The sequence below is a fragment of the Comamonadaceae bacterium OTU4NAUVB1 genome, assembly GCA_024372625.1.
In the GTDB taxonomy this organism is placed as follows: Bacteria; Pseudomonadota; Gammaproteobacteria; order Burkholderiales; family Burkholderiaceae_C; genus Variovorax.
This window is the reverse complement of sequence record CP099604.1, coordinates 209,301-234,807: the sequence shown is the minus strand read 5'-3', so window position 1 is coordinate 234,807 and position 25,507 is coordinate 209,301. Positions and strand designations below refer to the sequence as shown.

The 25,507-nt window shown below is 72.7% G+C and carries 20 protein-coding genes; 7 read left to right on the top strand and 13 right to left on the bottom strand.

Annotation, left to right across the window (positions count from 1 at the left end; all coding sequences use genetic code 11):
- Positions 1-10: 10 nt before the first annotated feature.
- The gene (locus NF681_03300) at positions 11-1,720 is read right to left on the bottom strand and encodes an MFS transporter (GenBank protein UST52701.1); all 1,710 of its coding nucleotides are present in this window, start codon (positions 1,718-1,720) and stop codon (positions 11-13) included.
- A 207-nt stretch (positions 1,721-1,927) separates the two neighbouring features.
- On the opposite strand from NF681_03300, the gene NF681_03295 reads away from it, so the two are divergent.
- Together NF681_03295 and NF681_03290 are read left to right on the top strand one after the other, a co-directional pair.
- The gene (locus tag NF681_03295) at positions 1,928-2,359 is read left to right on the top strand and encodes a hypothetical protein (protein ID UST52700.1); all 432 of its coding nucleotides are present in this window, start codon (positions 1,928-1,930) and stop codon (positions 2,357-2,359) included.
- Positions 2,338-2,673 (top strand): hypothetical protein, encoded by a 336-nt coding sequence (locus NF681_03290; protein ID UST52699.1) that lies wholly within the window; start codon positions 2,338-2,340, stop codon positions 2,671-2,673. Before NF681_03295 ends, NF681_03290 begins: the two co-directional genes overlap by 22 nt.
- On the opposite strand, the gene NF681_03285 is transcribed toward NF681_03290, so the two are convergent.
- The 4 genes from NF681_03285 to NF681_03270 all read right to left on the bottom strand — a co-directional run bounded on the left by NF681_03285 (position 2,670) and on the right by NF681_03270 (position 9,678).
- A complete protein-coding gene (locus NF681_03285; protein ID UST52698.1) occupies positions 2,670-4,082 on the bottom strand; it encodes an efflux transporter outer membrane subunit in 1,413 nt (470 codons plus the stop codon). The genes NF681_03290 and NF681_03285 overlap by 4 nt on opposite strands.
- 2 nt (positions 4,083-4,084) lie before the next feature.
- On the bottom strand, positions 4,085-7,315 hold the full coding sequence (locus tag NF681_03280; protein ID UST52697.1) for an efflux RND transporter permease subunit: 3,231 nt from the start codon (positions 7,313-7,315) through the stop codon (positions 4,085-4,087).
- Positions 7,316-7,325: 10 nt separating this feature from the next.
- The gene (locus tag NF681_03275) at positions 7,326-8,567 is read right to left on the bottom strand and encodes an efflux RND transporter periplasmic adaptor subunit (protein UST52696.1); all 1,242 of its coding nucleotides are present in this window, start codon (positions 8,565-8,567) and stop codon (positions 7,326-7,328) included.
- Between the two features lie 187 nt (positions 8,568-8,754).
- Positions 8,755-9,678 (bottom strand): alpha/beta hydrolase, encoded by a 924-nt coding sequence (locus NF681_03270; protein ID UST52695.1) that lies wholly within the window; start codon positions 9,676-9,678, stop codon positions 8,755-8,757.
- Positions 9,679-9,904: 226 nt separating this feature from the next.
- On the opposite strand from NF681_03270, the gene NF681_03265 reads away from it, so the two are divergent.
- The 4 genes from NF681_03265 to NF681_03250 all read left to right on the top strand — a co-directional run bounded on the left by NF681_03265 (position 9,905) and on the right by NF681_03250 (position 14,455).
- Positions 9,905-10,822, top strand: a complete 918-nt coding sequence (locus tag NF681_03265; GenBank protein ID UST52694.1) for a LysR family transcriptional regulator — start codon at positions 9,905-9,907, stop codon at positions 10,820-10,822.
- Between the two features lie 187 nt (positions 10,823-11,009).
- On the top strand, positions 11,010-12,569 hold the full coding sequence (locus tag NF681_03260; GenBank protein ID UST52693.1) for an NYN domain-containing protein: 1,560 nt from the start codon (positions 11,010-11,012) through the stop codon (positions 12,567-12,569).
- Positions 12,570-12,694: 125 nt separating this feature from the next.
- Complete coding sequence (locus NF681_03255; GenBank protein ID UST52692.1) at positions 12,695-12,916, top strand: hypothetical protein; 222 nt, start codon at positions 12,695-12,697, stop codon at positions 12,914-12,916.
- 342 nt (positions 12,917-13,258) lie between these two features.
- A complete protein-coding gene (locus tag NF681_03250) occupies positions 13,259-14,455 on the top strand; it encodes an acyl-CoA dehydrogenase (protein ID UST52691.1) in 1,197 nt (398 codons plus the stop codon).
- Here the strand turns inward: NF681_03250 and NF681_03245 are convergent, their stop codons facing one another.
- The 7 genes from NF681_03245 to NF681_03215 are packed head-to-tail and all read right to left on the bottom strand — an operon-like array spanning position 14,456 to position 21,811.
- Positions 14,456-16,138 carry an AMP-binding protein gene (locus tag NF681_03245; protein ID UST52690.1) on the bottom strand — a complete coding sequence of 561 codons (1,683 nt, stop codon included), beginning with the start codon at positions 16,136-16,138 and terminating at the stop codon, positions 14,456-14,458.
- Positions 16,135-16,845, bottom strand: a complete 711-nt coding sequence (locus NF681_03240) for an ATP-binding cassette domain-containing protein (protein UST52689.1) — start codon at positions 16,843-16,845, stop codon at positions 16,135-16,137. The genes NF681_03245 and NF681_03240 overlap by 4 nt, the downstream gene beginning before the upstream one ends.
- Positions 16,846-16,849: 4 nt before the next feature.
- Complete coding sequence (locus tag NF681_03235) at positions 16,850-17,647, bottom strand: ABC transporter ATP-binding protein (GenBank protein ID UST52888.1); 798 nt, start codon at positions 17,645-17,647, stop codon at positions 16,850-16,852.
- Positions 17,648-17,652: 5 nt separating this feature from the next.
- Entirely contained in the window at positions 17,653-18,714 is a 1,062-nt protein-coding gene (locus tag NF681_03230) for a branched-chain amino acid ABC transporter permease (GenBank protein UST52688.1), read from the bottom strand.
- Positions 18,711-19,607 carry a branched-chain amino acid ABC transporter permease gene (locus NF681_03225; protein ID UST52687.1) on the bottom strand — a complete coding sequence of 299 codons (897 nt, stop codon included), beginning with the start codon at positions 19,605-19,607 and terminating at the stop codon, positions 18,711-18,713. Before NF681_03225 ends, NF681_03230 begins: the two co-directional genes overlap by 4 nt.
- 16 nt (positions 19,608-19,623) lie before the next feature.
- On the bottom strand, positions 19,624-20,943 hold the full coding sequence (locus NF681_03220; protein UST52686.1) for an ABC transporter substrate-binding protein: 1,320 nt from the start codon (positions 20,941-20,943) through the stop codon (positions 19,624-19,626).
- A 34-nt stretch (positions 20,944-20,977) separates the two neighbouring features.
- Positions 20,978-21,811 (bottom strand): GntR family transcriptional regulator, encoded by an 834-nt coding sequence (locus NF681_03215; protein ID UST52685.1) that lies wholly within the window; start codon positions 21,809-21,811, stop codon positions 20,978-20,980.
- A gap of 302 nt (positions 21,812-22,113) precedes the next feature.
- On the opposite strand from NF681_03215, the gene NF681_03210 reads away from it, so the two are divergent.
- On the top strand, positions 22,114-24,507 hold the full coding sequence (locus NF681_03210; GenBank protein UST52684.1) for an alpha/beta hydrolase domain-containing protein: 2,394 nt from the start codon (positions 22,114-22,116) through the stop codon (positions 24,505-24,507).
- Between the two features lie 16 nt (positions 24,508-24,523).
- Here the strand turns inward: NF681_03210 and NF681_03205 are convergent, their stop codons facing one another.
- On the bottom strand, positions 24,524-25,498 hold the full coding sequence (locus NF681_03205) for a tripartite tricarboxylate transporter substrate binding protein (protein UST52683.1): 975 nt from the start codon (positions 25,496-25,498) through the stop codon (positions 24,524-24,526).
- Positions 25,499-25,507 lie beyond the last annotated feature (9 nt).

The following is a 25,507-nucleotide window of genomic DNA, read 5'->3' as shown; positions in this document are numbered from 1 at the left end:
ATCGATGGCGCTAGCGGGATGGCGAAGTGGCGGGGACGGCGGAAGCGGGCGCCATGGCCGGTGGGGTGGCCGGTGGGGTGGCGGGTACGGCGGCGGCGGCACGGCGGCGGCCGCGCACCACCAGGAAGTCCACCCACAGCACCGCGACGCAGGCGAACACGCCCACGACCAGGAAGACGTCGTTGAAGGCCAGCACGTTGGCCTCGCGCGTGACGAGCTGGGACAACGATGCACCGCCCTCGGCCTGCCGCAAAGCCGCATCGCCGAGCACGCGGCCGTAGGCGCCGGCGCCGGCCTGCACGCGCGCGGCCACCAGAGGGTCGGTCAGGGTGATCGACTGCACCAACTCGTGCGAATGGAATTTCTCGCGCATCACCTGGAAGGTGCCCAGCAGCGCGCCGCCGGCCAGCCCGCCCAGGCTCTGCGTGATGCCGAACAGCGCCGAGAAGCTCACCAAGTGCGACGGCCCCTTCTTCAGCGCCTGCGTCAGTCCGAACAGCAGCGCCGGCCCCACGAACAGGGCGGCCGCGAAGCCCAGGAGCGACTGGCTGACGACGAAGTTCTGCGGCCGGTACAGGCTGGTGGCGCGCGTGTCGAGGAAGCTGCCCACCGCGATGCAGGCCAGTGCCACCACGATGGGCGTGCCCAGCTTCTGGGGGTCGATGGTGAAGGCGCTGACGGCGATGCCGGCCACCGTCGCCAGCGTGACCCAGGCGAACAGGCCCACCAGCTGGTCGTTGCCCACGCCCAGCGTGGTCAGCAGGCCGACCACGCCGAAGCTCTGCTCCGACAGCAGCAGCCGCATCAGCGTGGCGACCAGCGCGAAGCGCACGATGTCGCCGCTGCCCAGCCAGCGGGTGTTGAGCAGCGGATTGGCCCGGTTGTGCTCGATCACCATCGCCACCGACAGCAGCGCGATGGCGCCGCACAGCGCCCAGCCCAGCCAGGGCACCTCGGTCCACCAGAGGATGCGGCCCTGGCCCAGCACCGCGCACAGCAGCGCCATGCCGGGCGCGAACAGCGCGAAGGTGACCAGGTCGAGCTTCTCGAAGACCTTGATGCGCTCGCTCGGCGGCAGCCGAAACAGCGCCACCGCCGCCAGCGACAGCACCGCCAGGCCGAGCTCGAAGTGGTAGAGCGAGCGCCAGCCGCCGAACTCCAGCAGGTCCGACGAGAACAGCCGCGCCAGGGGCGTGGCCAGCTGCGGCACGCCCACGCCCAGCACGATCGCCTTCATGCGCCAGCGCGCCGGCAGCGCCTGGATGAAATAGAACAGCGACAGCGAACTCAGCACCCCGGCGGACACCCCGCTGGCCGCGCGCACCGCGATGGCGCTCGCGAAGCTGTGCACGAACAGGTGGCCCAGCGTCAGCAGCACGTGCGTGCCCAGGAAGATGCGGATGAACAGGTTCAGCCCGAACTGCTGGCGGAACTTGATCAGCAGCATGTTCATGCAGATGTTGGTCATCAGGTAGGCGGTGGACAGCCACGCCGCCTGGTCGGTGTAGAGCCCGAGCGTGCCCTGGACGTTGACCAGGTTGGCCGCGATCAGCGCGTTGCCGAAACCCCCGGTCAGCCCGACCAGGACGGCGACGAGGAAGTAGGCGACGCGCCGGCCGGTCGGGTGCTCCGGCGTGGCCGGCGAGCCCGGCATCGCCGCGCGCTCGTGCGGCTTGAACTCGTAGGGCGTGGTCGCCGGAGCGGGCTGGCGGCTTTTCATCCGGGTGCGGCCCGTGAAATGCCGATGGAGGAGGTCTGGAACCGGCATCGCGCTCGTCGATCATGGAGGTGTGAATCCGAACCCTGTCCCCGAAACGGCCGGCGCCGTGTCCGAACGCGCCGTCTCCTTGCGTCGGGCCGCCGGGACGCCGCCGTCCGAGCATGGGGGGGGGCGGGCATGGCGCGTCGGTACGCTGTCCATGCATCGATGGCACATGAACCGGCGCTGCGGGCCGAGTTCGCCGAGGCCGCCTCGGGCGACCATCGTCCGGCCTCGCAGGTGCTGCGCGGGCTCATGCGCGACCACGTCCGGCGCGTCGGTGCCCGGGACCTCGGCGCGGCGAACGACGCCATTCCCGCGTCGCCGCGATTCGAGCGCGAGGACGCCGTGCGGTTCGGCCGCGCGTCGGTCGCCCTGGAGGGCTGCGCGGCCTGGACACCGCCGGCTTCACGCGCCGCATCGGCGCGCTCCACGCCGGACTCGATCACGCGCACCCGTTTTCCGACGGCAACCGCCGAACCCCGCGGACCTTCGTCGGCCAGTTCGCCGGAGAGGCGGGCCACGACATCGACTGGGACCGCTTCGCCCGCAGCGCGGACGGCCGCGACCGGCTCTGCATGGCCCGCGACCGCAGCGTGAACGAGATCGCGCTGCCGCTGGTGCGGCATCCGGACACCCTGAAGAAGCTTGTCCGCACCCGGGCCCGGCTGGCGGACCACCCCGCGCTGCCCGACCTGCTGCGCGACGCCGTGCGGCCGACGCGCGCCGTGGCGTTCGAGCGCCTGCCGCTGGCCGATGCGCTGCGGCGCCACCCCGGGCTCGCGCCGGCCTACCGGACGATGCACGCGGCGCCGGCGCATTTCGCCGCCCGGCTGCCCGGCGACCGGGAAGCGCGGAAGGCCGCCCTCGCGCGCATCCGGACGCGGCTGGACGCCGGAGACCTCCCGCCCTAGACCGACCAGCCGCCGCCCAGCGCCCGGATCAGCCCCACCGTCGACTGGTACTGCGCCGAGCGCACCTGCAACGCCTGGCGGCGGTTGCGCAGCTCGCTGCGGCGCGCGTCGAGCAGCTCGAGCTGGCTCACCATGCCGTTGCGGTAGCGCGTGTCCGACAGCGCCGTGGCGCGCCGCGCCGAGGCCACTGCCCGGGCCTGGACCGCCGACTGCCGATCGAGCAGGCTCAGCGAGGCCAGTTCGTCCTCGACCTCCCGGAAGGCCACCAGCACCCGGTCGCGGTAGTCGCTCAGCGCGCCGTCGAGCTGCGCCGAGGCGGTCTGCACGCCAGCCTCGCGGCGCCCGCCGTCGAGCAGCGGCAGCGACAGCAGCGCGCCGATGCCCCACGAACGCGCCGACCACCGGAACAGGTCGCCCAGGTCCGGCGAGGCGAAGCCGCCCGCGCCGGTCAGGGCGATGGCCGGCAGCCAGGCCGTCTGCGCGACGCCCAGGCGCGCCTGCGCCGCCATCACCGTGCGCTGGGCGGCGGCCACGTCGGGCCGGCGCGCCAGCACCGTCGCGGGCACGCCGGCGGGGATCGCGGGCAGGGCGGTGGTCCAGTCGCCGGCGGCGAGGTCGAAGTCCGACGCGGCGTCGCCGGTCAGCACGGCCAGCGCGTGCTCGAGCAGCGCGCGCTGGCGGTCCAGCGCCAGCGCCTCGGACTCGGTCGCGGACAGCTCGGTCTGCACGCGCGCCACGTCGAGCTCGGCCAGGTCGCCGGCGCGCTCGCGGCGTTCGGTGAGGTCGAGCGTGTCGCGGTAGGCGGCCACGGTGTCGCGCACCAGGTCGCGCTCGGCGTCGGTGGCGCGCAGCTGGAGGTAGCGCTGCGCCACCTCGGCCTGCACGATCAGCCGGACGCTCTGCAGCAGCGCCTCGCGCGAGGCGGCGTCCAGGGCGGCGGCGTTGCTGGCGCCGGCGAGCCGGCCGAACAGGTCGACCTCGTAGGACACGTTCGCGCCGGCGTTGAGCACGGTGGCCGGGCGGGCGTCGGGGGTGCGGCCGATGCCGGCGGCGCGGTTCACGCCCGTGCCGACCCCGATCTGCACCGCGCGGGCGGCATCGACGGTGCGGGCGATCGCGCGCGCTTCGGCCAGCCGGGCGGCGGCCCGGCCGATGTCGGTGTTGCGCGTCGCCGCGCGTTCGACCAGCGCGTCCAGCGCGGGATCGGCGAAGGCGCGCCACCAGTCGCCGGCGGCCGGGACCGGCGCCGTAGCGACCTGCGCCGTCGGGGCTTCCTTGAACCGCGCGGGCGCCTCGGCCTGCGGCGCCAGCGACGCCGTCGAGGCGCAGCCGGCCAGGAGCAGGGCGGCGACCAGCGGCAGCCACGCCGCGCGCGGCGCGCGGCCCGGGAGGGAAAGCGGCGTGTTCATCATCAGACTCCTTGGGCGGACGGGTGGGGGTGCGCGGTGGCGGGGGGCGCGAAGGCCTCGGCGTGGTGCGGCACCTCGCCGTGCAGCTTGAGCGGCCGGTTGCCGGCCAGCCGGCGCAGCGCGACGTAGAACACCGGCGTGAGGAACAGGCCGAAGGCGGTCACGCCGATCATCCCGGCGAACACCGCCACGCCCATGGCGCTGCGCATCTCGGCGCCCGCGCCGGTGGACAGCACCAGCGGCAGCACGCCCATCACGAACGCCAGCGAGGTCATCAGGATCGGGCGCAGCCGCAGCCGGCTCGCCTCGATGGCGGCCTGCACGGGGGTGCGGCCGGCGAACTCCAGCTCGCGGGCGAACTCGACGATCAGGATGGCGTTCTTCGCGCTCAGCCCGACCAGCACGATCAGCCCGATCTGCGTGAAGACGTTGTTGTCCCCACCCGAGAGCCAGACGCCCGTCATGGCGGCGAGCAGCCCCATCGGCACGATCAGGATGATCGACAGTGGCAGCGTCAGGCTCTCGTACTGCGCGGCCAGCACCAGGAACACCAGCAGGATGGCCAGCGGGAACACCAGGAAGGCGGAGTTGCCGGCCAGGATCTCCTGGTAGGTCAGCTCGGTCCATTCGTAGCCGATGCCCTTGGGCAGGGTCTCGGCGGCGATGCGCTGGATCGCCGCCTGCGCCTGGCCCGACGAGACGCCGGGGGCCGGGCCGCCGTTGACGTCGGCCGACAGGTAGCCGTTGTAGCGCATCGCGCGCTCCGGCCCGAAGCTCGCCCCCACCTTCAGCAGCGCCGACAGCGGCACCATCTCGCCGGCCGTCGAGCGCACCTTCAGCAGGCCGACGTCCTCGGCCCGGGCCCGGTAGGGCGCGTCGGCCTGGACGCGCACGGAGTAGGTGCGGCCGAACTTGTTGAAGTCGTTGGCGTAGAGGCTGCCCAGGTAGATCTGCAGGGTGTCGAAGATGTCGGTCACCGGCACGCCCAGCTGGCGCGCCTTGGTGCGGTCGATGTCGGCGTAGAGCTGCGGCACGTTGACCTGCCAGCTGGTGAACAGCCCGGCGAGCTCGGGCGACTGGCGCGCCTTGGCCATGAAGGCCTTGACCGCCGCGTCCATGGCCTCGTAGCCGAGCGAGCCCCGGTCCTCCAGCTGCAGCTTGAAGCCGCCGGTGGTGCCCAGGCCGGCGACCGGCGGCGGCGGGAACATCACGATGAAGGCGTCCTGGATGGCGCCGAAGGCCTGGTTGAGCTGGCCGGCCACCGCGCCGCCGCTCTGGTCCTTCTGCCTGCGCTGGGCGAACGGCTTGAGCGTCACGAACACCACGCCCGAGTTGGAGCTGTTGGTGAAGCCGTTGATCGACAGGCCCGGGAAGGCGAGGGCGTCCTCGACGTTCGGGTTCTGCTTGACCAGCTCGCCCATGCGGTGGATGACGTCCTCGGTGCGGTCGAGCGTGGCGCCGTCGGGCAGCTGCGCGAAGCCGATGAGGTACTGCTTGTCCTGCGCCGGCACGAAGCCGCCCGGGACCATCTTGAACAGCCCGAAGGTCACCCCGACCAGCGCCAGGTAGATCACCAGCATCAGCGTCTTGCGCGAGACGACGGCCTTGACGCCGCCGCCGTAGGCCTCGGAGCCGCGGTGGAACAGGCGGTTGAAGCCGCGGAACAGCCCGCCGAGGACCCGGTCCATGCCGCGGGTGAGCGCGTCCCTGGGCTGGTCGTGGCCGCGCAGGAGCAGGGCGGCGAGCGCGGGCGACAGCGTCAGCGAATTGATCGCCGAGATCACCGTCGAGATCGCGATGGTCACCGCGAACTGCTTGTAGAACTGCCCGGTGAGGCCGCTGATGAAGGCCAGCGGCACGAACACCGCCACCAGCACCAGCGCGATCGCCACGATCGGCCCGGAGACCTCGCGCATCGCCTTGTAGGTCGCCTCGCGCGGGGCCAGGCCGGACTCGATGTTGCGCTCGACGTTCTCCACCACCACGATGGCGTCGTCCACCACGATGCCGATCGCCAGCACCAGCCCGAACAGGCTCAGCGCGTTGATCGAGAAGCCCAGCAGGTGCAGCACCGCGAAGGTGCCCACCACCGACACCGGCACCGCCAGCAGCGGGATGATCGAGGCGCGCCAGGTCTGCAGGAACAGGATCACCACCAGCACCACCAGCGCGATGGCTTCGAGCAGGGTGTGGATCACCGACTCGATGGAGGCCCGCACGAACTGCGTGGGGTCGTAGGCGATGCGGTATTCCACGCCCTCGGGCATGCCCTGGGCCAGCGCGTCCATGGTGGCGCGCACGTCGCGCGAGATGTCCAGCGCGTTGGAGCCCGGCGACTGGAACACGCCCATGCCCACGGCCGCGTCGTTGTTGAGCAGCGAGCGCAGCGAATAGTCGGCCGCGCCCATCTCCAGGCGGCCGATGTCGCGCAGCCGCGTGACCTGGGTGGCGCCGCCCTCGGTGCCGGTCCTGACGATGATGTCGCCGAACTCCTCCTCGCTCTGCAGGCGGCCCTGCGCGTTGATCGACAGCTGCATGTCCACGCCCGGCAGGCCCGGCGACGCGCCGACGACGCCGGCCGCGGCCTGGATGTTCTGGCCACGGATCGCGGCCACGACGTCGCTGGCCGACAGCCCGCGCTGCGCGACCTTCTGCGGGTCGAGCCAGACGCGCATCGCGTAGTCGCCGCCACCGAAGATCTGCACCTGGCCGACGCCACCGATGCGCGCGAGCCGGTCCTTGACGTTGAGCACCGCGTAGTTGCGCAGGTAGTTGATGTCGTAGCGCCCGTTGGGCGAGACCATGTGCACCACCATCGTCAGGTCGGGCGCGCTCTTGATGGTCGTGATGCCGAGGCGGCGCACCTCCTCCGGCAGGCGCGGCTCGGCCTGCGAGACGCGGTTCTGCACCAGCTGCTGGGCCTTGTCCGGATCGGTGCCGAGCTTGAAGGTGACGGTCAGCGTCATCACGCCGTCGGTGGTCGCCTGGCTGCCCATGTAGAGCATGCCCTCGACGCCGTTGATCTGTTCCTCGATCGGCGTGGCGACGGTCTCGGCGATCACCTTGGGGTTGGCGCCGGGGTACTGGGCGCGCACCACCACGGACGGCGGCGCGACCTCGGGGTACTCGGAGATCGGCAGCCCGCGCAGGGCGACCAGCCCGGCGATGACCATCAGCACCGACAGCACGCCGGCGAAGATCGGCCGGTCGATGAAGAATCTGGAGAAGTTCATGGCCGTCGACTCAGGTGTTGGTGGCCAGCTTGGCCGGGGCGGGCGCCGCCACGGACGCGCGCGCTTCCATCGGCACCGTCTTCGGCGCGACCACCGTGCCGGGGCGCACGTGCTGCAGGCCGTTGACGATCACGCGCTCGCCCGCCTTCAGGCCGGCGCTCACCACGCGCAGCCCGTTGGCCGGCGCGCCTAGCGTGACCTCGCGGTATTCGGCCTTGTCGTTGGCGTCGACCACCAGCACGAACTTCTTGCTCTGGTCGGTGCCGATGGCACGCTCGCTCACCAGCACGACGCGGCTGCTGTGCGCCTGGCCCATGCGGATGCGGGCGAACTGGCCGGGCAGGAGCGCGCCGTCGGCGTTGTCGAAGGCGGCGCGCACGCGCACGGTGCCGCTGCGCGCGTCGACCTGGTTGTCGATCAGCTGCAGCCGGCCCTCCAAGGGCGTCCCGTCGGTGGCCGCGGTGCCCATGCGCACCGGGATGCGGTCGAGCGCGCCCCGGGCGCCCGTGGCGCCGGCGGTGTCCTTCAGCGCGCGGCCGACGGTCTGTTCGTCGGCGTCGAAGCTCGCGTAGATCGGGCTGACCGACACCAGCGTCGTCAGCACGGGCGAGCCCGGACCGGCCGAGACCAGGTTGCCGACCGTGACCTCGATGCGTCCGACGCGGCCCGCGACCGGGGCGCGGACCTGCGTGTGGCCCAGGCTCAGCCGCGCCGACTGCAGCGAGGCCTGCGCGGCGCGCAGGCTGGCGTCGGCCTCGCGGGTGGCGTTGACGCGCTCGTCGGCCTCGCGCTGGGCGATGGCGCGCTCCTCGAACAGGCGGCGCGAGCGCTCCTGTTCACTGCGGCTGAACGAGGCGCGGGCCTGCGCCGAGGCGACCTGCGCCTCGGCGCGCTCGACCTCGGCCGCGTAGGGCGCCGGGTCGATGGTGATGAGCAGGTCGCCCTTCTTCACCAGCGAGCCTTCCTTGAAGTGCACCGACTGCAGGGCGCCGGCGACGCGGGAGCGCACGTCGACGCGTTCCACCGCCTCCAGGCGGCCGGAGAACTCGTCCCAGGCCGTGACTTCGCTCTGCGCGACCGTGGCGACGGACACCGCCGGCGCGGGCGGCGCGGCGGCGGGCTCGCCGGCATCGGCGCTGCGCAGTCCGAAAAGCGCCGCCGCGAAGGCGGCGACGGCGGTCAGCAGCGTCAGCGTGGGCCAGAGGCCACGGCGCGCGATGGCCGAGAGTCGGTGGGGGAGGTGATGGGACATGGCGGGTTCCTCGTTGGCTGTTGTCGTGAATGCGCGGGCCCGGCTCGCCGCCCCGGGGCGCGGGGCGCGAACGACAGGGCGGAGATCGGGGTCGGGGCCGCCATGCGGCGGCCGGGGCTGGCGCCGCGTCGGCGGTCGGCCCGGGAAAGGTCGTGGTGCGGTGGGTCGGGGCGGTCGCCCCTCGCGGCTAGTCGGGCGGTCGGGGCGCCGTCGTCCGGGTCTGTTCGAAGAAGCGGCGGAACTGCTGCAGCACCGAGGCCGAGCAGGGACAGGCCGAGTCGGCCGTGGCGGGATCGGCCAGGGCCTCGGGCCAGCCCCGGGCGCTCGCGAGCACCTGGCTGCATACCGGGATGCCGGCGTCGTGCAGCCGCTTCGCGTAGCCGAGCGCCTCGTCGCGCATCGGGTCGTCCTGGCCGACCAGCACCAGCGTCGGCGCCAGGTCGGCGAGGCGGCGCGCCCCGCCGGGGACGGCGTAGGGATGCTCGGCGTCGCGCGGGCGCTGGAGGTAGTCCTTCCAGCCCTGGAAGTACTTGCAGCCCGTCGCCTCGGCGGCCTCGGGCATCGCCTCGCGCATCGACGCGGTGCCCACGCACGGGTCGAGCATCGGCGACAGCAGCAACTGCCCGGCCAGCGGCGGATGCGCACGGTCGCGCGCGATCAGCGCCAGCGACGCGGCCAGGTTGCCGCCGGCCTCCTCGCCGGCGAGGTAGACCGGAGCGCCCTTGCCGGCCAGTTTCGCGCGCTGCTTGTAGAGCCAGACCAGCGCTTCGTAGCCGACCTCGATCGCGTCCGGGAACGGGTGCAGCGGCGCGAGCGGGTAGGCCATCGAGACCACCGCCGCGCCGGCCTCCACCAAGAGGCGCGCCACGCAGCGCCCGTCGTCCAGGTCGCCGCAGGCGAAGTTGCCGCCGTGGAAATGCAGCACCAGCGGCCGGGCCGGCGTGCCCGCGGCGACGCGGCCCCCGCGGGCTCCGTAGGTCCGCGCCATGACCGGCTCGCGGCCCGCGAGGGCGATCACGATGTCGTGCTCGCCCGGCTGCAGCGCGGTCGGCGACGCCGCGCTCGGCGTCGTGGCGACGTCGGGGGCGCGGGGCGAGGGGCGGACGGACATGGCGGGCTCCTTCGGAACGGGGTGGGCGACGGCGGCGGCTTTGCGGGTGGACGCATCGAGGGCGACGGCGTTGCAGCGACTGTACGTGCCCGGAAGGCCCCGGAAACACCGCCAATCCGACCGCACTGTTTCTGGTTCGACAACAATCGCCTCCCGAGGCGGAGGGAGAATCGCCGTCGAGCAGCGGGTGGCCGCATGCACCACACCAGAAGCGGGGACTTCATCGATGGACCAGATCCAGGCCATGCGCATCTTCGCCCGCGTGGTCGAGTCGGGCAGCTTCACGCGCGCGGCCGACTCCCTGGCGCTGCCCAAGGGCACCGTCACCAAGCAGATCCAGGCCCTGGAGGCGCGCGTGCGCGTCAAGCTGCTCAACCGCACCACGCGCCGCGTCACCGTCACGGCCGACGGCGCCGCCTACTACGAGCGCGCCTCGCGCCTGCTGGTCGACCTCGACGACCTCGACGCGAGCATGACCAACGCGCAGGCCGTGCCCCAGGGACGGCTGCGCATCGACGTCGGCTCCGCCACGGCGAGCCTGCTGCTGATCCCGGCGCTGTCGACCTTCCACGACCGCTATCCCGACATCCAGCTCGACATCGGCGTGAGCGACCGCGTGGTCGACCTGGTGGCCGACGGCGTCGACTGCGTGATCCGCATCGGCGAGGTGACCGACCAGTCGCTGGTCGCCCGGCGCATCGGCCACATGCCCTTCGTCGTGGTCGCCACGCCGGCCTACCTGGGGCGCCACGGCGTCCCGGCGCACCCGAACGACCTGGAGCGCAAGGGCCACCGCCTGGTCAACCAGTTCATGCCCGGCGGGCGCCGCATGTACCCGCACGAATTCAACAAGGACGGCGAGCGCATCGAGATGACGACGCCCTACCGGATCGCGGTCAACGAGGTCACCGCCCACACCAGCGCGGTGCTCGCGGGGCTGGGCGTCTCGCAGATGGTGACCTTCATCGCGCAGCCGCACCTCGACCGCGGCGCCCTGGTGCGGGTGTTGGCCGACTGGACGCGCGATCCGCTCCCGGTGTACGTCGTCTATCCGCCCAACCGGCACCTCAGCGCGAAGGTGCGGGCCTTCGTCGACTGGGCGGCGGAACTGTTCGCCGCCCATCCGCAGCTGCAGCGGGGATGACCGGGCGCGGCGGCGCCATCCCATTGTTAACATAATTCTTCTTGCATTGTTGAGTACGACCCGTGCCGGACGGTGCTCCGCGTGCCGGGTCCGGGTGCCATGGCCCAATGGCGGCTGCGTCGAGAATCGCGCGTTCGTCAGCACCCATGTTCTGCCGGTGGGCAGATTTCCCGAGATCCCCGTTGCCATGAAGATCGCCCTGTTCGTCGATTTCGACAATGTCTATTCCGGCCTGCGTCGCCTCAGCGCCGAGGCGGCCGAGCGCTTTTCCCGCCAGCCGCTGCACTGGCTGCAGTGGCTGGTCGACGGCCTGGACGCCGGCGCGCCGGGCGGCGCGGCGGCCGACGCCCGCCGGGTGCTGGTGCGGCGCTGCTACCTCAATCCCGTCATGTACCAGACCTACCGCCGGGCCTTCCAGGAGGCCGGCTTCGAGATCGTCGACTGTCCCCCGATGACGGCGACGGGCAAGACCTCCACCGACATCCACCTGGTGCTCGACACCATGGACGCGCTGCTGGACGCCACGCGCTTCGACGAGTTCGTGGTTTTCTCCGCGGATGCGGACTTCTCGCCGCTGCTGCGCCGCCTGCGGCGGCACGACCGGCGCACGGTGGTCTTCGCCGCCGGCGCGATGTCGGAGTCGTACAAGGCCTCGGCCGATCGCGTCATCGACCTGCAGACCTTCCTGCACGAGGCGCTCGGGATCGCCTCGGCGGAGGACGACGACGACCTGTCGCTCGGGCTGGACGGCGGCGCGCCGGGGCCCGGCCGCACGGGGGCCGACCTGCGACGCCAGTGCAGCGACGAGGTGCATCGCGTCGTGGTCCAGGCGACGGCCCCGGTGCCCCTGCCGTTCCTGGCCCAGGCGCTGCAGCGCCGCATCGCCGGTCTGCGGGAGAGCCGCTGGGACGGGACGGGTTCGTTCGCCGGACTGATGCGGCAATTGACCGTGCCGGGCGTCGTGTTCGACTTCCAGCAGGACGTGGCCATCGACGCGCGGCGCGGCGCCGAGCGCGCGGGCGCCCCGGCGGCGGGCTCCGTGTCGGACGCCACGGAGGGCGCGGACGATCGGCGGCCCGGGACCGCGACCGGCACGGCGCCGGCCGGGATCGCCGGTTCGCTCGACGAGCGTGCCCGCGACATCGTGATGCGCCTGGTCGACGGCGCGGCCGAGCCGGTCCACCTGGCGACCGTCGCCCAGGTGCTGCGCCGGGCGCTGCCCGAACTCCAGGACGGCTGGGCCGGTGCGCCGACGCTGGCGGCCTTCCTGACGCGTCTGGACCTGGGCGCCCTGCAGCGCGCGGTGCTGGAGAACGGCAAGACGGCCGTGCTCTACGACCCGGCGCGTCACGAGGTGCCGCGCGGCGTCGTCGCGGACCGGCTGGTGATGGGGATGCTGCGGGCGGCCGAACTGCCCGAGCTCCGGGGCGCCGAACTGGTCGGCCTGCTGGCCGCCGCGCGGCCGTACATGGGAACCACCGAACGCTTCGAGATCGCCAGCGTGAGTCGCGCGGTGGTCGAGGCGATGGCGACGAACGGGCTGCGGACGTCGCCGCGCCGTGCCGCGGCCGTGCTGCAGGCCCTGATCTTCGGCGGCCTCGACGCCAACCGCGCCTACGCCGACCAAGCCGACCTGCTGGCCGCCGCGCTCGGCGTCATCCTTTCGGCCTGGGAGCGCGAGACCCTGGCGCCGCCCGACGAGGACGCGCGCCACCGGCTGATCGGCTGGCTCGGGCTGGACCCGTGACGAAACCCGGCGGTGGCCGGCGCCGATCGCCGCGCCGGCCGTCGGTCGGTTGCCTGGACGTCTTACATCGCCGCCCCCCGGCGTCCGGGAACCATGCGCGCTCCACCCACCCCAGGAGATGTCTCATGAACCGTTCTTCCACCGACCAGGGCCAGCGCGTCGACGATCCCGCGACGGTGACCGGCGATGCCGCCGACCTCGGCGAACCGGACGCCGCCCGGCTGAAGGCACGAATGGCCGAGGCCGGCACGGGCGACGACGGGAAGCTCGCGGCGGCCGAGCGCGCCGCCGAACGGGACGCGACCGCCGTCGCGCCGGACCATCGCGAGAACGACGCCGGGCAGTGAGGCGCATCCGGACCGGCAGACGTCATCCAGCTTCTATCTGCTAACGCGAGGAGCTTCGAGGCAGGAAATCCACGCTGGAAATCTCGTCTGTCGCGGGTTACGGATTCCTGGTCGCTTTCTCCTACCCATGGATATTGATGCCCGCTCGCCTGAATCCTCGGGCGTTAGCAGCTAATTGTCCTGCCGCACCTTTCGGCTGGCCACGTCCGGTCCTTTTGGACGTCGGAGCAACCCAGGCGACAGTGCCCGTCATCGGGGCCGTCGGAAGATGGCCGTCCCAGGCCGAAGCACCCTCCGGGCGCCCGCCTCCACCGGCCCCACCCCTTTCGAGGACCACCTCCCATGTTCACCCCCTGCCCCACTGAACGCAGCCGCCTCATGGCCGAGCGCGTCGAGGCCTTCGTGCGCGACGTGATCGTGCCCTTCGAGCGCGATCCGCGCGCCGGTTCGCAGGGCCACGGACCCTCGGCCGAGCTGGTCGCCGAGATGCGCGACAAGGCGCGCGCCGCCGGCGTGATGACGCCGCACATCCTCCCCGACGGCGAGCACATGACCCAGCTGGAAACCGCCGCCGTGCTCAAGCGCTCGGGCCTGTCGCCGCTGGGACCGGTGGCCGTCAACACCATGGCGCCGGACGAAGGCAACATGTTCCTGCTGGGCAAGGCCGCCACGCCGGCGCAGCAGGAACGCTTCCTCCAGAAGCTGGTGAGCGGCCACGCCCGCTCGGCCTTCTTCATGACCGAGCCGGCGGCCGAGGGCGGCGCCGGCTCCGATCCCTCGATGCTGCGCACCCGCGCCGTGCGCGAGGGCGACGGCTGGCGCATCGACGGGCGCAAGGCGTTCATCACCGGCGCGGACGGCGCGGAAGTCGGCATCGTCATGGCGCGCACCAGCGCCGACGGCGAGCCCGTGAAGGCGACCATGTTCCTGGTCGACCTGCCCGACCCGGCCATCCGCATCGAACGCGTGCTCGACACCCTCGACGGCTCGATGCCCGGCGGCCATGCCCTGATCGCCATCGACGGCCTGCGCGTCACCGACGACCAGGTGCTCGGCGAGCTGCACGCGGGCTTCCGCTACGCCCAGGTGCGGCTGTCGCCGGCGCGGCTGTCGCACTGCATGCGGTGGTTCGGGTCGTGCGCGCGCGCGCACGAGATCGCCACCGCCTACGCCGTCCAGCGCCACGCGTTCGGCAAGCCGCTGATCGACCACGAAGGCGTCGGCTTCATGCTGGCCGACAACCTGATCGACCTGCAGCAGGCCGCGCTCATGATCGACTGGTGCGCCGGCGTGCTCGACGGCGGCTCGCAGGGCACGACCGAGAGTTCCATGGCCAAGGTGGCGGTCTCCGACGCGCTGTTCCGCATCGCCGACCGCTGCGTCCAGGTGATGGGCGGCGCGGGCGTCTCGGGCGACACCATCGTCGAGCAGGTCTTCCGCGAGGTCCGCGCCTTCCGCATCTACGACGGCCCGACCGAGGTGCACAAGTGGTCGCTGGCCAAGAAGATCAAGCGCGACGCCCGCGGCATCGCCACGTGATCAGGACGCCAGCCGCTCGCGCAGCGCGCGTTTCAACAGCTTGCCGCCGGCGTTGCGCGGCAGGGGCGCGTCGGTCCAGGTCAGGGTCTCGGGCACCTTGTAGTCCGTGAGCTGCGCGCGGCAGTGGGCGCGCACGGCCTCGTCGTCGTGCGCCACGCCCGGCGCGTGCAGGAAGGCGTGCACGCGCTCGCCCAGGACCGGGCAGGGACGGCCGACCACCGCGGCCTCCACCACGCCCGGCAGCGCCATCAGCACGTTCTCCACCTCGACCGAATAGACCTTGAAGCCGCCCCGGTTGAGCATGTCCTTCTTGCGGTCGACCAGGCGCACGAAGCCCGCCGCGTCGATGCTGCCGAGGTCGCCGGAGTGCCAGTACCCGCCGGTGAAGGCGCCCGCCGTGGCCGCCGGGTCGTCCCAGTAGCCGCTCACCACCATCGGCCCGGCGATCCACAGCTCGCCGGTCTCGCCGGCGGGCAGTTCGCGGCCGGCCTCGTCCATCGCGCGGATGTCGGCGCACGGCAGCGGGACGCCGACGGTGTCGGCGTGGTCGCGCGTCAGGCCCGAAGGCATCAGCGTGGCGGGCGACGTGGTCTCCGTGGCGCCGTACGCGTTCTGCAGGGTGAGCCCCGGCAGGCGCCGCGCCAGGCGATCGATGGCGGCCACGGGCATCGGCGCGCCGCCATAGCCGCCGATGCGCCAGCGCGACAGGTCGGCGCCCGCGAGGGCCGGACTCATCAGGCACAGCGTGTACATCGCCGGCACCATCAGCGTGTGCGTGACGCGCTCGGCCGCCATGACGTGGATGAACGCGTCGGCCTTGAAGGCCGGCAGCATCACGATCGCGCCGCCCACGTGGACCATCGCCGCGACGATGGCCACCAGCCCCGTGACATGGCTGGCCGGCACCGCGAGCGCCGAGCGGTCGTCGGCGCGCAATCCCATGCAGATCTCGTAGTGGCGCACCGAATGTGCGATGTTCAGGTGCGTGAGCATCGCGCCCTTGGGCCGTCCGGTGGTCCCGGAGGTGTAGAGGATGACGGCGGTGTCCTGGGGCTGCACGGTCTGCGCCCCGGTGCGCGCCTCGCCCGTCGCCGCCAGGGCGGCCAGGGTCGTGGCGCCCGTGATCGCCCCGGCCTCCCCCGGCCCGCTGCCCGGCCCGCTGCCCGGCCCGCTGCCCGGCGCGCCATCCTCCGCCATCACGCGCAACCGCACGCCGGGCGCCTCCGCGGCGTCGGGCACGCGCGCGGCCAGCGCGGCGTCGAACACGATCGCGCGGGCACCGCACTGCCCCAGCACGTAGGCCAGTCCCGGGCGCTGTTCGCGCTCGCCCACCGGCACCGCGATGGCGCCCAGGCGCTGCAGGGCGAACAGCACGGCCACGAAGTCCGGCCGGTTGCCCATGAACATGACGACGCGGTCGCCGGCGGCCACGCCCCGCGCCGCGAAACCGCCGGCCAGCCGCGCCACCTCGGCGTCGAGCCGGGCGTAGGTCCAGCGCACGTCGCCGCACACCACGGCGTCGGCCTGCGGATGCGCGCGCGCGGCCCGTTCGAGCAGCGCGTGCACGCTGGCCGGCCGCTCGACGAAACAGCGCACGACGCGGTCGCCGTGGAGGCCCTCGCGCCGCGTCGCCGGCAGGCCGCCGGGGACGTCGTCCCAGTGCGCGGGGGTCCGGCCCGTCATGCGGAGCCCACCGGCACGGCGTCGACGGCCCCCGCGTGCGCTGCGGGCGGTGCGGATGGGTCAGGCGGCGCGACGTTGGCGCCGCGCTCGATCACGTACTCCACATCGACCAGCCGGCGCGAATGGTTCAGGTCCGACTGCGCGATCAGCACGGCCAGATCGCCGCCGCGCAGGCCGCCGATGACCTCGCCCAGGCGCATCGACAGGGCCGGCGCGACCCCCTCGAAGGGCTCGTCGAGCAGCAGCAGCCGGGTGCCCACGGCCAGCGCCCGGGCCAGCGCGACCAGCTTCTGCTGGCCGCCCGAGAGCAGCAGCGCGCGCCGCTCGCGCATGGCCGCGAGCTCGGGCAGCACCCCGTAGACGAAGTCCAGGCGCTGCGCGACGGCGCGCGATTTCGTCGCCCACAGCGGCACCAGGATGTTCTCCTCCACCGTCAGCTCGGGCACCAGCCCGCGGTCCTCGGGCATGTAGCCGATGCCGCCGGCGGCGCGCTCGTGGCGGCTCCACGACGCCAGGTCCCGGCCGTCGAAGGCGATGCGGCCCCGCGACGGCGCGAGGTGGCCCATCACCGAGCGCAGCAGCGTCGTCTTGCCGGCGCCGTTGCGCCCGATGAGGCCGGCCATGCGCCCGGCGCCGACCTCCAGGGAGAGGCCGCGCAGCACCTGCACGGTGCCGATGGCGACATGGATCGATTCGATGGCGAGCATGGGTCTATTCCTGGGACGGCGCCGCGTCCGGACGGAGCGTGCCGGTGACGTAGCGGCGCACGTCGTCGGTGGCGAGCGCGACGGCCGGCGCGTCGTCCGCGATGATCCGGCCGGCGTAGAAGGCGATCACGCGGTCGGCGTAGCGCGCGACGATGTCCATGTCGTGCTCGACGAACAGCACCGTCATGCGCTCCTCGCCCAGCGCGCGCATGACGATCTCCATCATCGGGAACTTCTCCTCGGCGGAGACCCCGCTGGTGGGCTCGTCGAGCAGCAGCAGGCGCGGCTCGGCGGTCAGGGCCATGGCGATGTCCAGCAGCTTGCGCACGCCGCCGGGCAGCTCGGCGACGCGGCGCTCGCGGTGCTCGGCGAGGTTGAAGCGCTCGAGCAGCGCATCGGCGCGCGCTACCGCGTCGGCGCGCCGGGCGGTGCGCCAGAACGACAGCCGCTGCCCGTGGCAGGCCAGCGCCACCAGCATGTTCTCCAGCACCGACATCGCCGGGAACAGCTGCGGGATCTGGAACGAGCGCGCCACGCCCAGCCGCGTGATCGCGCGCGGATCGAGCCGCGTGATGTCGCGCCCGCCCAGCACGATGCTGCCGGTGTCGGGCTTGAGGTAGCCGGTGATCATGTTGACGAAGGTGGTCTTGCCCGCGCCATTGCTGCCGATCAGGCTCACGCGCTCGCCGGCGGCCACCGCCACGTCCAGCCCGCTGGCCGCGACGACGGCGCCGAAGCGCTTCTCGATGCCGCTCGCGCGCAGCAGAACCTCGCGCCCGCCGGCGCCCGGGGTGTCGGCCACCGGGTTCACGGCCGGTCTCCCTTCGCGCCGCGGTCCACCCACAGCGAGCCGATGCCGCGCGGCAGGAAGCGGATCATCAGCAGCAGGAAGACGCCCAGCGACAGCTGCCAGGTGTTGGGGAAGTACAGGCTGGAGAACGAGCGCACCACCTCCAGCAGCGTCGAGGCGACGAACACCGCGAGCACGCTCTGCCAGCCGGCCAGGATGGCCACGAAGACGAACTCGCCCGACGTCGTCCAGTAGCTGAAGTTGGGGTCGATGTGGCCGAGCGACATCACCGTGAGCGCGCCGCCCGAGCCGCCCGCGAAGGCCGCCAGCAGGAAGTTGATGCTCATGGCCTCGCGCACCGAGCCGCCGAGGTATTCCACCCGCAGCTCGTTCTCCCGCACCGCCTGCGTCACCAGCCCGCGCGTGGAATCGAAATAGGTGCGCGCCAGCAGCGCCAGCACCCCCGCGAACGCGATCGTCACGCCGTAGAGCACGTGGCCCGCGCGCGCATCGGGCAGCGCCTGGCCGAACAGCGTCGGGCGCCCCATGTTGAAGCCGTCGGAGCCGCCCAGCGCGCTGGTCTTGACCAGCACCCCGTAGGCCACCATCGACATCGCCAGCGTCAGCATCGCGAAGAAGATGCCCCGGTAGCGCGAGAGCAGCGGCGCGAACGGCGCCGCCACCACCGTCGCGGCCACCCCGCCCGCGACCGCGAGGCCCAGCGCGTCGGTGAACCCGAGCCGGTTGAACGCCAGCGCCGCCGCGTAGCCGCCCACCGCGAACACCAGCCCCTGGCCGAAGGACACCACCCCGCCGCGCATCAGCAGCACGATCCCGAGCGACACTAGCCCGTGCGAGGCCGCCATCGTCAGCAGGAAGGTCAGCCACTTCGGCATGAACGCTCCCGCGACGACCAGCGCCACGATCAGGAGGACTCCGGCGAGCGACACCAGGCCGCCGCGGGACGGCGACCCGCCGGCCGCGCCGCGCAGCGGGCCGGACCGGTCCGCCGGTGGCGCCCCCCGCGAGGGGGTCGGCGACGCGACGCGCGGTGCGCGGGGAGGACTGGAGGGGGTCATATCTTCCTCGCCTGGATGCGCTGGAACAGCCCCTCGGGCCGCACCATCAGCACCAGCGCCATCACGATGTAGATCGAGAACAGTTCGGCCTGCGGCATCACGTGCACGGCGAACGACCGCGCCAGCCCGACGATCAGCGCGCCGATGGCCGCGCCCTCGATGCTGCCGAGCCCGCCGATGATCACCACCGCGAAGGACACGATGATCACGCCGACCGACACCCCCGGCTGCACCGAGATCAGCGGCGCGGTGAAGGCCCCGCCCAGCGCGGCCAGGAAGACGCCGACGCCGAAGGCCAGCATGTAGACCCGCGAGACGTTCACGCCCATGCTGGCGGCGACCTCCTCGCTGTGGATGACGGCCAGCACGATCTTGCCCTGGCGCGTGCGGTTCAGGCCCCACCACACGGCCAGCCCGACCGCCACCGCCAGCCCCATGAGCATGAAGTCGTAGCCGACGTAGACCTGCTCGCCGATCTCGACGTTGCCGAACATCGCGTAGGGCTCCGACACGTAGTACGGGTTGGCGCCCCACAGCAGCTTGGTCACGTCCTCCAGCACCAGGAACAGCGCGTAGGTCACCAGCACCAGCAGCACCTCGTCGCGGCCGTAGAAGAAGCGCATCAGGCCGCGCTCGGTCAGCGGCGCCACCAGCACCGCCACGGCCACGGCGGCCAGCAGCATCGCCACCAGCGACCATTCGGGCGCGAACTTCATGCTGGCGAACCAGCCGACGAAGCTCGCCGCCGCGTACGCGCCCAGGGCGTAGAAGCTGCCGTGCGCGATGTTCAGGATCTTCAGCACGCCGAAGACGAGCGTCAGCCCGAGCGCGACGATGAACAGCCAGGAGGCGTAGCTCAGTCCGTCGATCAGGATCGTGAGGGCGGTGGCCATGAGGGCGATCGCGCGCTCAGTTGCACTTCGCGCCGGCGAAGTCCGACTTGATCCAGTCCTCCGACTTCACGTTGACCGGCGGATTGACGCATTCGGCCGCGAAGCGCTGGATGTCGTCGAGCACCACCATCTTCTTCGCCGCGTCGTAGCGCGTCCGGCCGATCGCCGTCTCCTGCGTGGCCTGGTGGCCGCCGCCCAGCGTCATGCGGATGCGCCCGCCGGGCGAGTCCCACTCGGCGTTGGTCAGGGCGGCGGCCAGCTGCTCGGTGGTCGGCTTCTTGCCCCCGTTGGCCGCCATCGCCTTCTCGGCGGCGGCCTTCAGGCCCATGAGCGCCTGCGCCATGCGGTAGGGGGCCTGCGCCGGGTAGGTCTGGTAGCCCTTCTGGTAGACGCTCCACCACCAGTCGTTCAAGGCCGACTTGGGCGACAGCAGCCCGTAGGCGCCGCGCGCGCCGAGGATGGCGCCGTCGGGCATCTTGTCGCCCAGGTTGGTCAGCACGTGGTCGGCCGCCGACAGCACGACCTGCGAGCGCTTGAACAGGCCGCGCGGGCCCGACTGCAGGATGAAGGCCTGCAGGTCGCCGCCCCACAGGCTCGAATGCGTGACGTCGGCGCGCTTGGACATCAGGGCGGAGATCTCGGTGCCGTACTGCCCGGCGCCGAACTTCGGCAGCAGGTCCTCGCCGACCTGGGCCTGCGGGTAGAGCTGGGCCATCGACAGCGTGAAGTCCTTGCGCGAGTCCTGCCCCCAGGCGTAGTCCTGGTTGATCATGTTGAAGCGCTCGGCCTTGACGTTGCGCGCCTTGAGGTACCGCGCGAGCGCCACGTTGTCCATCGTGGCGTGCGAGGCGGTGCGGAAGACGTAGTTGTACTTGGCGTCCTCGAAGATGCGCGGCGTGCCGCAGTCGTAGAGGATCAGGAACTTCTTCATCTCCTCGGCCACCGGCGCCACCGCCAGGCAGTCCCCCGAACTCACGTAACCCACCACCGCGTCGACCTTCTCGCGGTCGTAGAGGTTGCGCAGTTCCTGGACCTGCTTGGTCGCGCCGCCGTTCTCGTCGATGTAGACCGCCTCGATCTTCATCCCGCCGATGCCGGGCTTGTCGTAGGGCGCCGGCGCCCCGCCCTGGTTGAACGCCTCCACCAGCACCTTGGCGCCGTTGACCGCCGGGATGCCGAAGCTCTCGGCGGCCTGCCCCGACAGGAAGCTGACGATGCCGACCCGGAAGGTCTCGGTGGCCGGGGCCTGGGCCCGGGCGGCCGGGGCGATGGCGCCGGCGAGTCCGGCGATCGCCAGGACCAGACCCGGGGCGGTGCGTGATGCGCGTGCTTGCATGCTTGTCTCCTTCGTTGTGTGAATGGCCATGGGATCAGGCCCGGGCGGGCCGCCCGCCCGACCCGGCCTGGATCGGCGTGCCCATGTCGAGCCCGGTCATCTCGAACCCCTTGCGGAAGTCGTTCATGTGCCGGCGCGTCCAGTCGGCCGCGGCGTCGGCGTCGCGCCGCCGCAGCGCCTGCAGGATGGCGTGGTGAGCGTCCAGGTTGCGCGCCTTGGACTGCGGCAGGTGCTGGTGGATCTGCAGCAGCGTGGGGTTGTAGAGCAGGCTGACGGGCTCGCGCGCCAGCATCAGGGCGCGGTTGTGGCTGGCGCGGCCGACCAGCGCGTGGAACTCGACGTCGAGGTCGACCAGGCGCATGTGCGCCTCCACGCCCGTCGCCCCGCGCGCCTGCAGCTGCCCGGTGAGGGCCGTGTTGGCCTCGAGCGCCGCCAGGTCGTCGTCGGTGGCGTGGCGCGCCGCCAGCCGCGCGGCCAGTGGCTCCAGCGTCACGGCGACCTGCCACAGCTCCTCGAAGGTGGTCTGCTGCAGCAGCAGCAGGCGCGCCGCGCGCGGCGCCAGGTCGTAGAGGCCGGGCAGCGTGACGAACAGGCGGCGGCCCTCGCGGCGCTGCACCAGCCCCTCCTGCTCCACCTGCCGGATCGCCTCGCGCACCGTCGAGCGGTGCACGCCGAAGCGCTCGGCCAGGCTCTGCTCGGTCGGCAGCGGACTGCCGGGCTTGATCTGCCCGCCCAGGATGCTGCGCTCGATCTCCAGCGACACCACCTTGTAGGCCGGCGCCAGGTTCAGGCGGTCGAACAGCCCGGCCGCGTCGCCCGGCGGCGGCGCCATCGGGCTGGCGGATTCGAGGGTGCTGCTTCCTGCCAAGGCGCGTCTCTCCGGTCCGGGTGCCGCGCGGTGCGGCGGGAAGGTGCGATCGTCGTCGTGTCCGTTTGTCGGACAAGCGATTCTGGAGAGCGGCCCGGACCGCCCGGGAGCGGGTTTTCCCGTCGCCATGACGCGACCGCGACAGCACCTTCACGGACCGCCGGGACGGGTAATCCCTCGATCGTTGCGGCTGGCGTAAACGTCGCGCGGCGCACGTAATGGATGGCGCGGCGCGCGCGGACTATCGTCCGGTCGCGACCATGGGACGACACGACAGACACGACAACAACGGAGACAGACACATGAACGGGATTCCGGATCGGATGGGCCGCCGCACCGCGCGCGGCGGCGCCGCGCTGGCGGTGGTGATGCTGGCCGCGTGCGGCGGCGGTGGTGGCGCAGGCGAGAGCGGTGCCGGTGGCGCCACCTCCGGCGGGCCCACGTCACGACTGCCCGCCGCGCGCAGCGCGCTGGTGCCGCCGGACCAGACCTACCCCTGCACGATCACGCGCTCGGCCATCGAGCGCTTCGACGTCAAGGGCAGCGGCCTCGCTTTCGGCGGCGCGCGTTTCGGCGACGTCGGCACCTACACCTACACCCTGGCCGAGGCCACCGCGACCGTGGCGAGCGCGGACGACTGCGCCGGCACCATCGTCGACCTGAAGAACGCCGTGCCCGACGCCGCCGGCAACGTGCGCTACCGCTTCGACGTCGTGCTGCTCGCGCCCACCGACGCCGCGCGCGCCAACGGCACGCTGTTCTACGAGGTCACCAACCGCACCCGCTCGCTGCTGGTCCCGGCCCTGAACGAGGGCTCGTCCAACGACCTCTTCGCCACCGTGCGGCCCCAGGTGGCGGCGGCCGCCTCGGGCGACGTCGCCGGGGTGGGCGCGGGCAACGGCTTCCTGATGAACCAGGGCGCGAGCATCGTCTGGGCCGGCTGGCAGGGCGACCAGCCGCAGACGCTTTCCGGCCCGACGGCCGCCATCACCACCGCCCAGCGCTGGTACGCGCCGGGCATGTCGCTGCCGGTGGTGGTCGATCGCGCCAACGGCGACGCGCCGATCACGGGCCGCGTGCAGGACGAACTCGTCCCCGACAGCGCCACCGCGAACCTGCTGGGCACCTACTACCGGCTGGCGCCCGGCTCGCTCGCCACGGCCACCCTCACGGTGCGCCGGACGCCGACCTCGGCCCCGGTCACCGTGGCGCGCCCGCTGTGGACCTACACCGCCGGCAGCGCCACGGCACCGGCCGGCGGCACGGGGGCGGACGGCCAGGGCTTCGTGACCATCGACCGCGCCGCCGTGCGCGCCGACGCCGCGAACGCCGCCGCGCTGGACGGCGGCCGCGACGACGGCTCGATCTACCAGTTCGACTACACCGCCGTCGGGCCCCGGGTCATGGGCCTGGGCTTCCTCGCCACGCGCGACCTCGTGAGCTTCCTGCGCCACGGCACGGCCGACGCGGCCGGCAACCGCAACCCGCTGGCCGGCCGCGTGCGCGCCACGCTGTTCGGCGGCATCTCGCAGTCGGGGCGCTACGTGCGCGACTTCCTGTGGCAGGGCTTCAACGCCGACGCCCAGAACCGCCGCGTCTTCGACGGCATGTTTCCGCTGGTGGGCGGCTCGCGCAAGACCTACACCAACTACCGCTGGTCCAAGCCCGGGGACTATTCGCGCCAGCACGAGACGCACTACACGCCGGGCGACCAGTTCCCCTTCGGCTACGCCACGCTGACCGACCCGCTGAGCGGGCGCACCGACGGCCTGCTGGCGAAATGCACGCAGGACGCGACCTGCCCCAAGGTGGTCCAGTACGACAGCCCGATCGAGTTCGGCGGGGCGCGCGCCTCGCTGGTGGCCACCGACGGCGCCGGCAACGACGTCGCCGTGCCGGACAACGTGCGGCTGTTCTACGCCAACGGCACGCAGCACAGCCCGTCGATGCTCGCGGCCAACGCGCGCACGCAGCCCGACATGACCACCAACCGCGCCGTCGCCGCGACGGCGCCGACCGCCGCGCCCAACGTGCAGAACGCCAGCACCGCGCTCGTGCGGGCGCTCTACCTGAACCTGGAAGGCTGGGTCAACGGCACCGCGCAGCCGCTGGCCAGCGTCTGGCCGTCGGCGCGCGCGGCCACGCTCGCCGTGCCGACCGCCTCGGCCGCCAGCCTGGGCGGGCCGGACCTGTCGGCCGTGTCGTTCAGCGGCGTGCCCGGGGCGCCCGGCCTGGCGTTCAACGGCGTGTACAACACGCTGAGCGTGAACGACGAGCGCGTCATTCCCTCGGTCCCCTCCACGAAGCTGTACGTCGTCCAGCTGCCCACCGTGGACGCCCAGGGCAACGACGTCGCCGGCGTGAAGATGCCCGACGCCGCCGTCCCGCTGGCCACCTTCAAGGGCTACAGCCTGCGCCGCGCGGGCTTCGTGGCCGGCGACCAGTACGGGCTCAACGGCTCGCAGCTGGCTTTCGCGGTCACCGACGCGCAGCGCCAGCCGGGCGACCCGCGCCGCAGCGTGCAGGGTCTGTACGGCTCCCGGGCCGGCTACGTGGACGCGGTCGACCGCTCGGTCGCCGACCTGGTGGCGCGCGGGCTGATGCTCGACGGCCGCTTCGGCGCCGACGACGCCGCGGCCTACCGCGCCCGGGCGCGCTCGCAGGGCCTGCAGCCGGGTTTCGCCGCCCTGCCCTGAGCGCGCGCCGCGCGCGTCATTCCGGCTCGATGCCCGCCGCCTTGACGACCTTGCCCCATTTGGCGAGGTCGTCCCGGATCACCGCGGCGTAGGCCTCCGGTGTGCCGCCCTGGACCTCGATGCCGGCGGCCTCCAGCTTGGCGCGCACGTCGGGCAGCCGGAGCGCCGCGTTGATCTCGGCGTTGAGCCGCTCGACGATGGCCCGGGGCGTGCCCGCCGGCGCCAGGAAGCCGCCGTTGGTGTTCGCGTCGTAGCCCTTCAGTCCCTGCTCGTCGGCCGTGGGCACGTCCGGCAGCGACGCGGCGCGTTTTCTCGTGGAGACGGCCACGGCGCGCACGTTGCCCGCCTTCACCTGCGCCTGGATCGCGCTGATGGTGTCGATGTAGAGCGCGGTGCGCCCGGCCAGCAGGTCCGGGTGCGCGGCCGAGGAGCCCTTGTAGGGCACCAGCAGCATCGGCGCGCCGCTGGCCAAGCGGAACATCTCGGCGGCCATCTCCTGCGCGCTCCCGCGCCCGGAGGTCGCGACCTTGGCGTCGTCCGGGTGCGCCTTCATCCAGCCCACCAGTTCGGGCAGCGTCTTCGCCGGGACCTGCGGCGCGACCGCGAAGACCAGCGGCACCTCGTGCGTGTAGACGATCGGCTCGAAGCTCTTCTGCGGGTCCCAGCCGAGGTTCCTGAACAGGAACTTGTTGATGTTGTGGCTGCCGCCCACGATGCCGATGGTGTAGCCGTCGGGCGCCGCCTTGGCCAGCACGTCGGTGCCGAGGTTGTTGGAGGCGCCGGGGCGGTTGTCGACGATCACCGGCTGGCCCATGGCCGCGCCGATCTTGTCGCCGACCACCCGCGCGAGGGTGTCGATGGCGCCGCCCGGCGGAGCCGGCACGATGATCTTGACCGCGCGCGCCGGGTAGGCCTGCGCCGAGCCGAGGACCGGCACGGCGGCCAGGGACGCCGCGACGGCGAGGACCTTGAGCATGGAAGCGATGGGCATGGAAGTCTC

What these genes read in the sequence shown, in the direction of transcription:
- NF681_03230 (UST52688.1), bottom strand. Translation starts at nt 18,714, where the DNA reads ATGACCCCCTCCAGTCCTCCCCGCGCACCGCGCGTCGCGTCGCCGACC.
- NF681_03270 (UST52695.1), bottom strand. Translation starts at nt 9,678, where the DNA reads ATGTCCGTCCGCCCCTCGCCCCGCGCCCCCGACGTCGCCACGACGCCG.
- NF681_03220 (UST52686.1), bottom strand. Translation starts at nt 20,943, where the DNA reads ATGCAAGCACGCGCATCACGCACCGCCCCGGGTCTGGTCCTGGCGATC.
- NF681_03275 (UST52696.1), bottom strand. Translation starts at nt 8,567, where the DNA reads ATGTCCCATCACCTCCCCCACCGACTCTCGGCCATCGCGCGCCGTGGC.
- NF681_03255 (UST52692.1), top strand. Translation starts at nt 12,695, where the DNA reads ATGAACCGTTCTTCCACCGACCAGGGCCAGCGCGTCGACGATCCCGCG.
- NF681_03250 (UST52691.1), top strand. Translation starts at nt 13,259, where the DNA reads ATGTTCACCCCCTGCCCCACTGAACGCAGCCGCCTCATGGCCGAGCGC.
- NF681_03280 (UST52697.1), bottom strand. Translation starts at nt 7,315, where the DNA reads ATGAACTTCTCCAGATTCTTCATCGACCGGCCGATCTTCGCCGGCGTG.
- NF681_03225 (UST52687.1), bottom strand. Translation starts at nt 19,607, where the DNA reads ATGGCCACCGCCCTCACGATCCTGATCGACGGACTGAGCTACGCCTCC.
- NF681_03300 (UST52701.1), bottom strand. Translation starts at nt 1,720, where the DNA reads ATGAAAAGCCGCCAGCCCGCTCCGGCGACCACGCCCTACGAGTTCAAG.
- NF681_03295 (UST52700.1), top strand. Translation starts at nt 1,928, where the DNA reads ATGGCACATGAACCGGCGCTGCGGGCCGAGTTCGCCGAGGCCGCCTCG.
- NF681_03285 (UST52698.1), bottom strand. Translation starts at nt 4,082, where the DNA reads ATGAACACGCCGCTTTCCCTCCCGGGCCGCGCGCCGCGCGCGGCGTGG.
- NF681_03205 (UST52683.1), bottom strand. Translation starts at nt 25,498, where the DNA reads ATGCCCATCGCTTCCATGCTCAAGGTCCTCGCCGTCGCGGCGTCCCTG.
- NF681_03290 (UST52699.1), top strand. Translation starts at nt 2,338, where the DNA reads ATGGCCCGCGACCGCAGCGTGAACGAGATCGCGCTGCCGCTGGTGCGG.
- NF681_03265 (UST52694.1), top strand. Translation starts at nt 9,905, where the DNA reads ATGGACCAGATCCAGGCCATGCGCATCTTCGCCCGCGTGGTCGAGTCG.
- NF681_03240 (UST52689.1), bottom strand. Translation starts at nt 16,845, where the DNA reads ATGCTCGCCATCGAATCGATCCATGTCGCCATCGGCACCGTGCAGGTG.
- NF681_03245 (UST52690.1), bottom strand. Translation starts at nt 16,138, where the DNA reads ATGACGGGCCGGACCCCCGCGCACTGGGACGACGTCCCCGGCGGCCTG.
- NF681_03260 (UST52693.1), top strand. Translation starts at nt 11,010, where the DNA reads ATGAAGATCGCCCTGTTCGTCGATTTCGACAATGTCTATTCCGGCCTG.
- NF681_03210 (UST52684.1), top strand. Translation starts at nt 22,114, where the DNA reads ATGAACGGGATTCCGGATCGGATGGGCCGCCGCACCGCGCGCGGCGGC.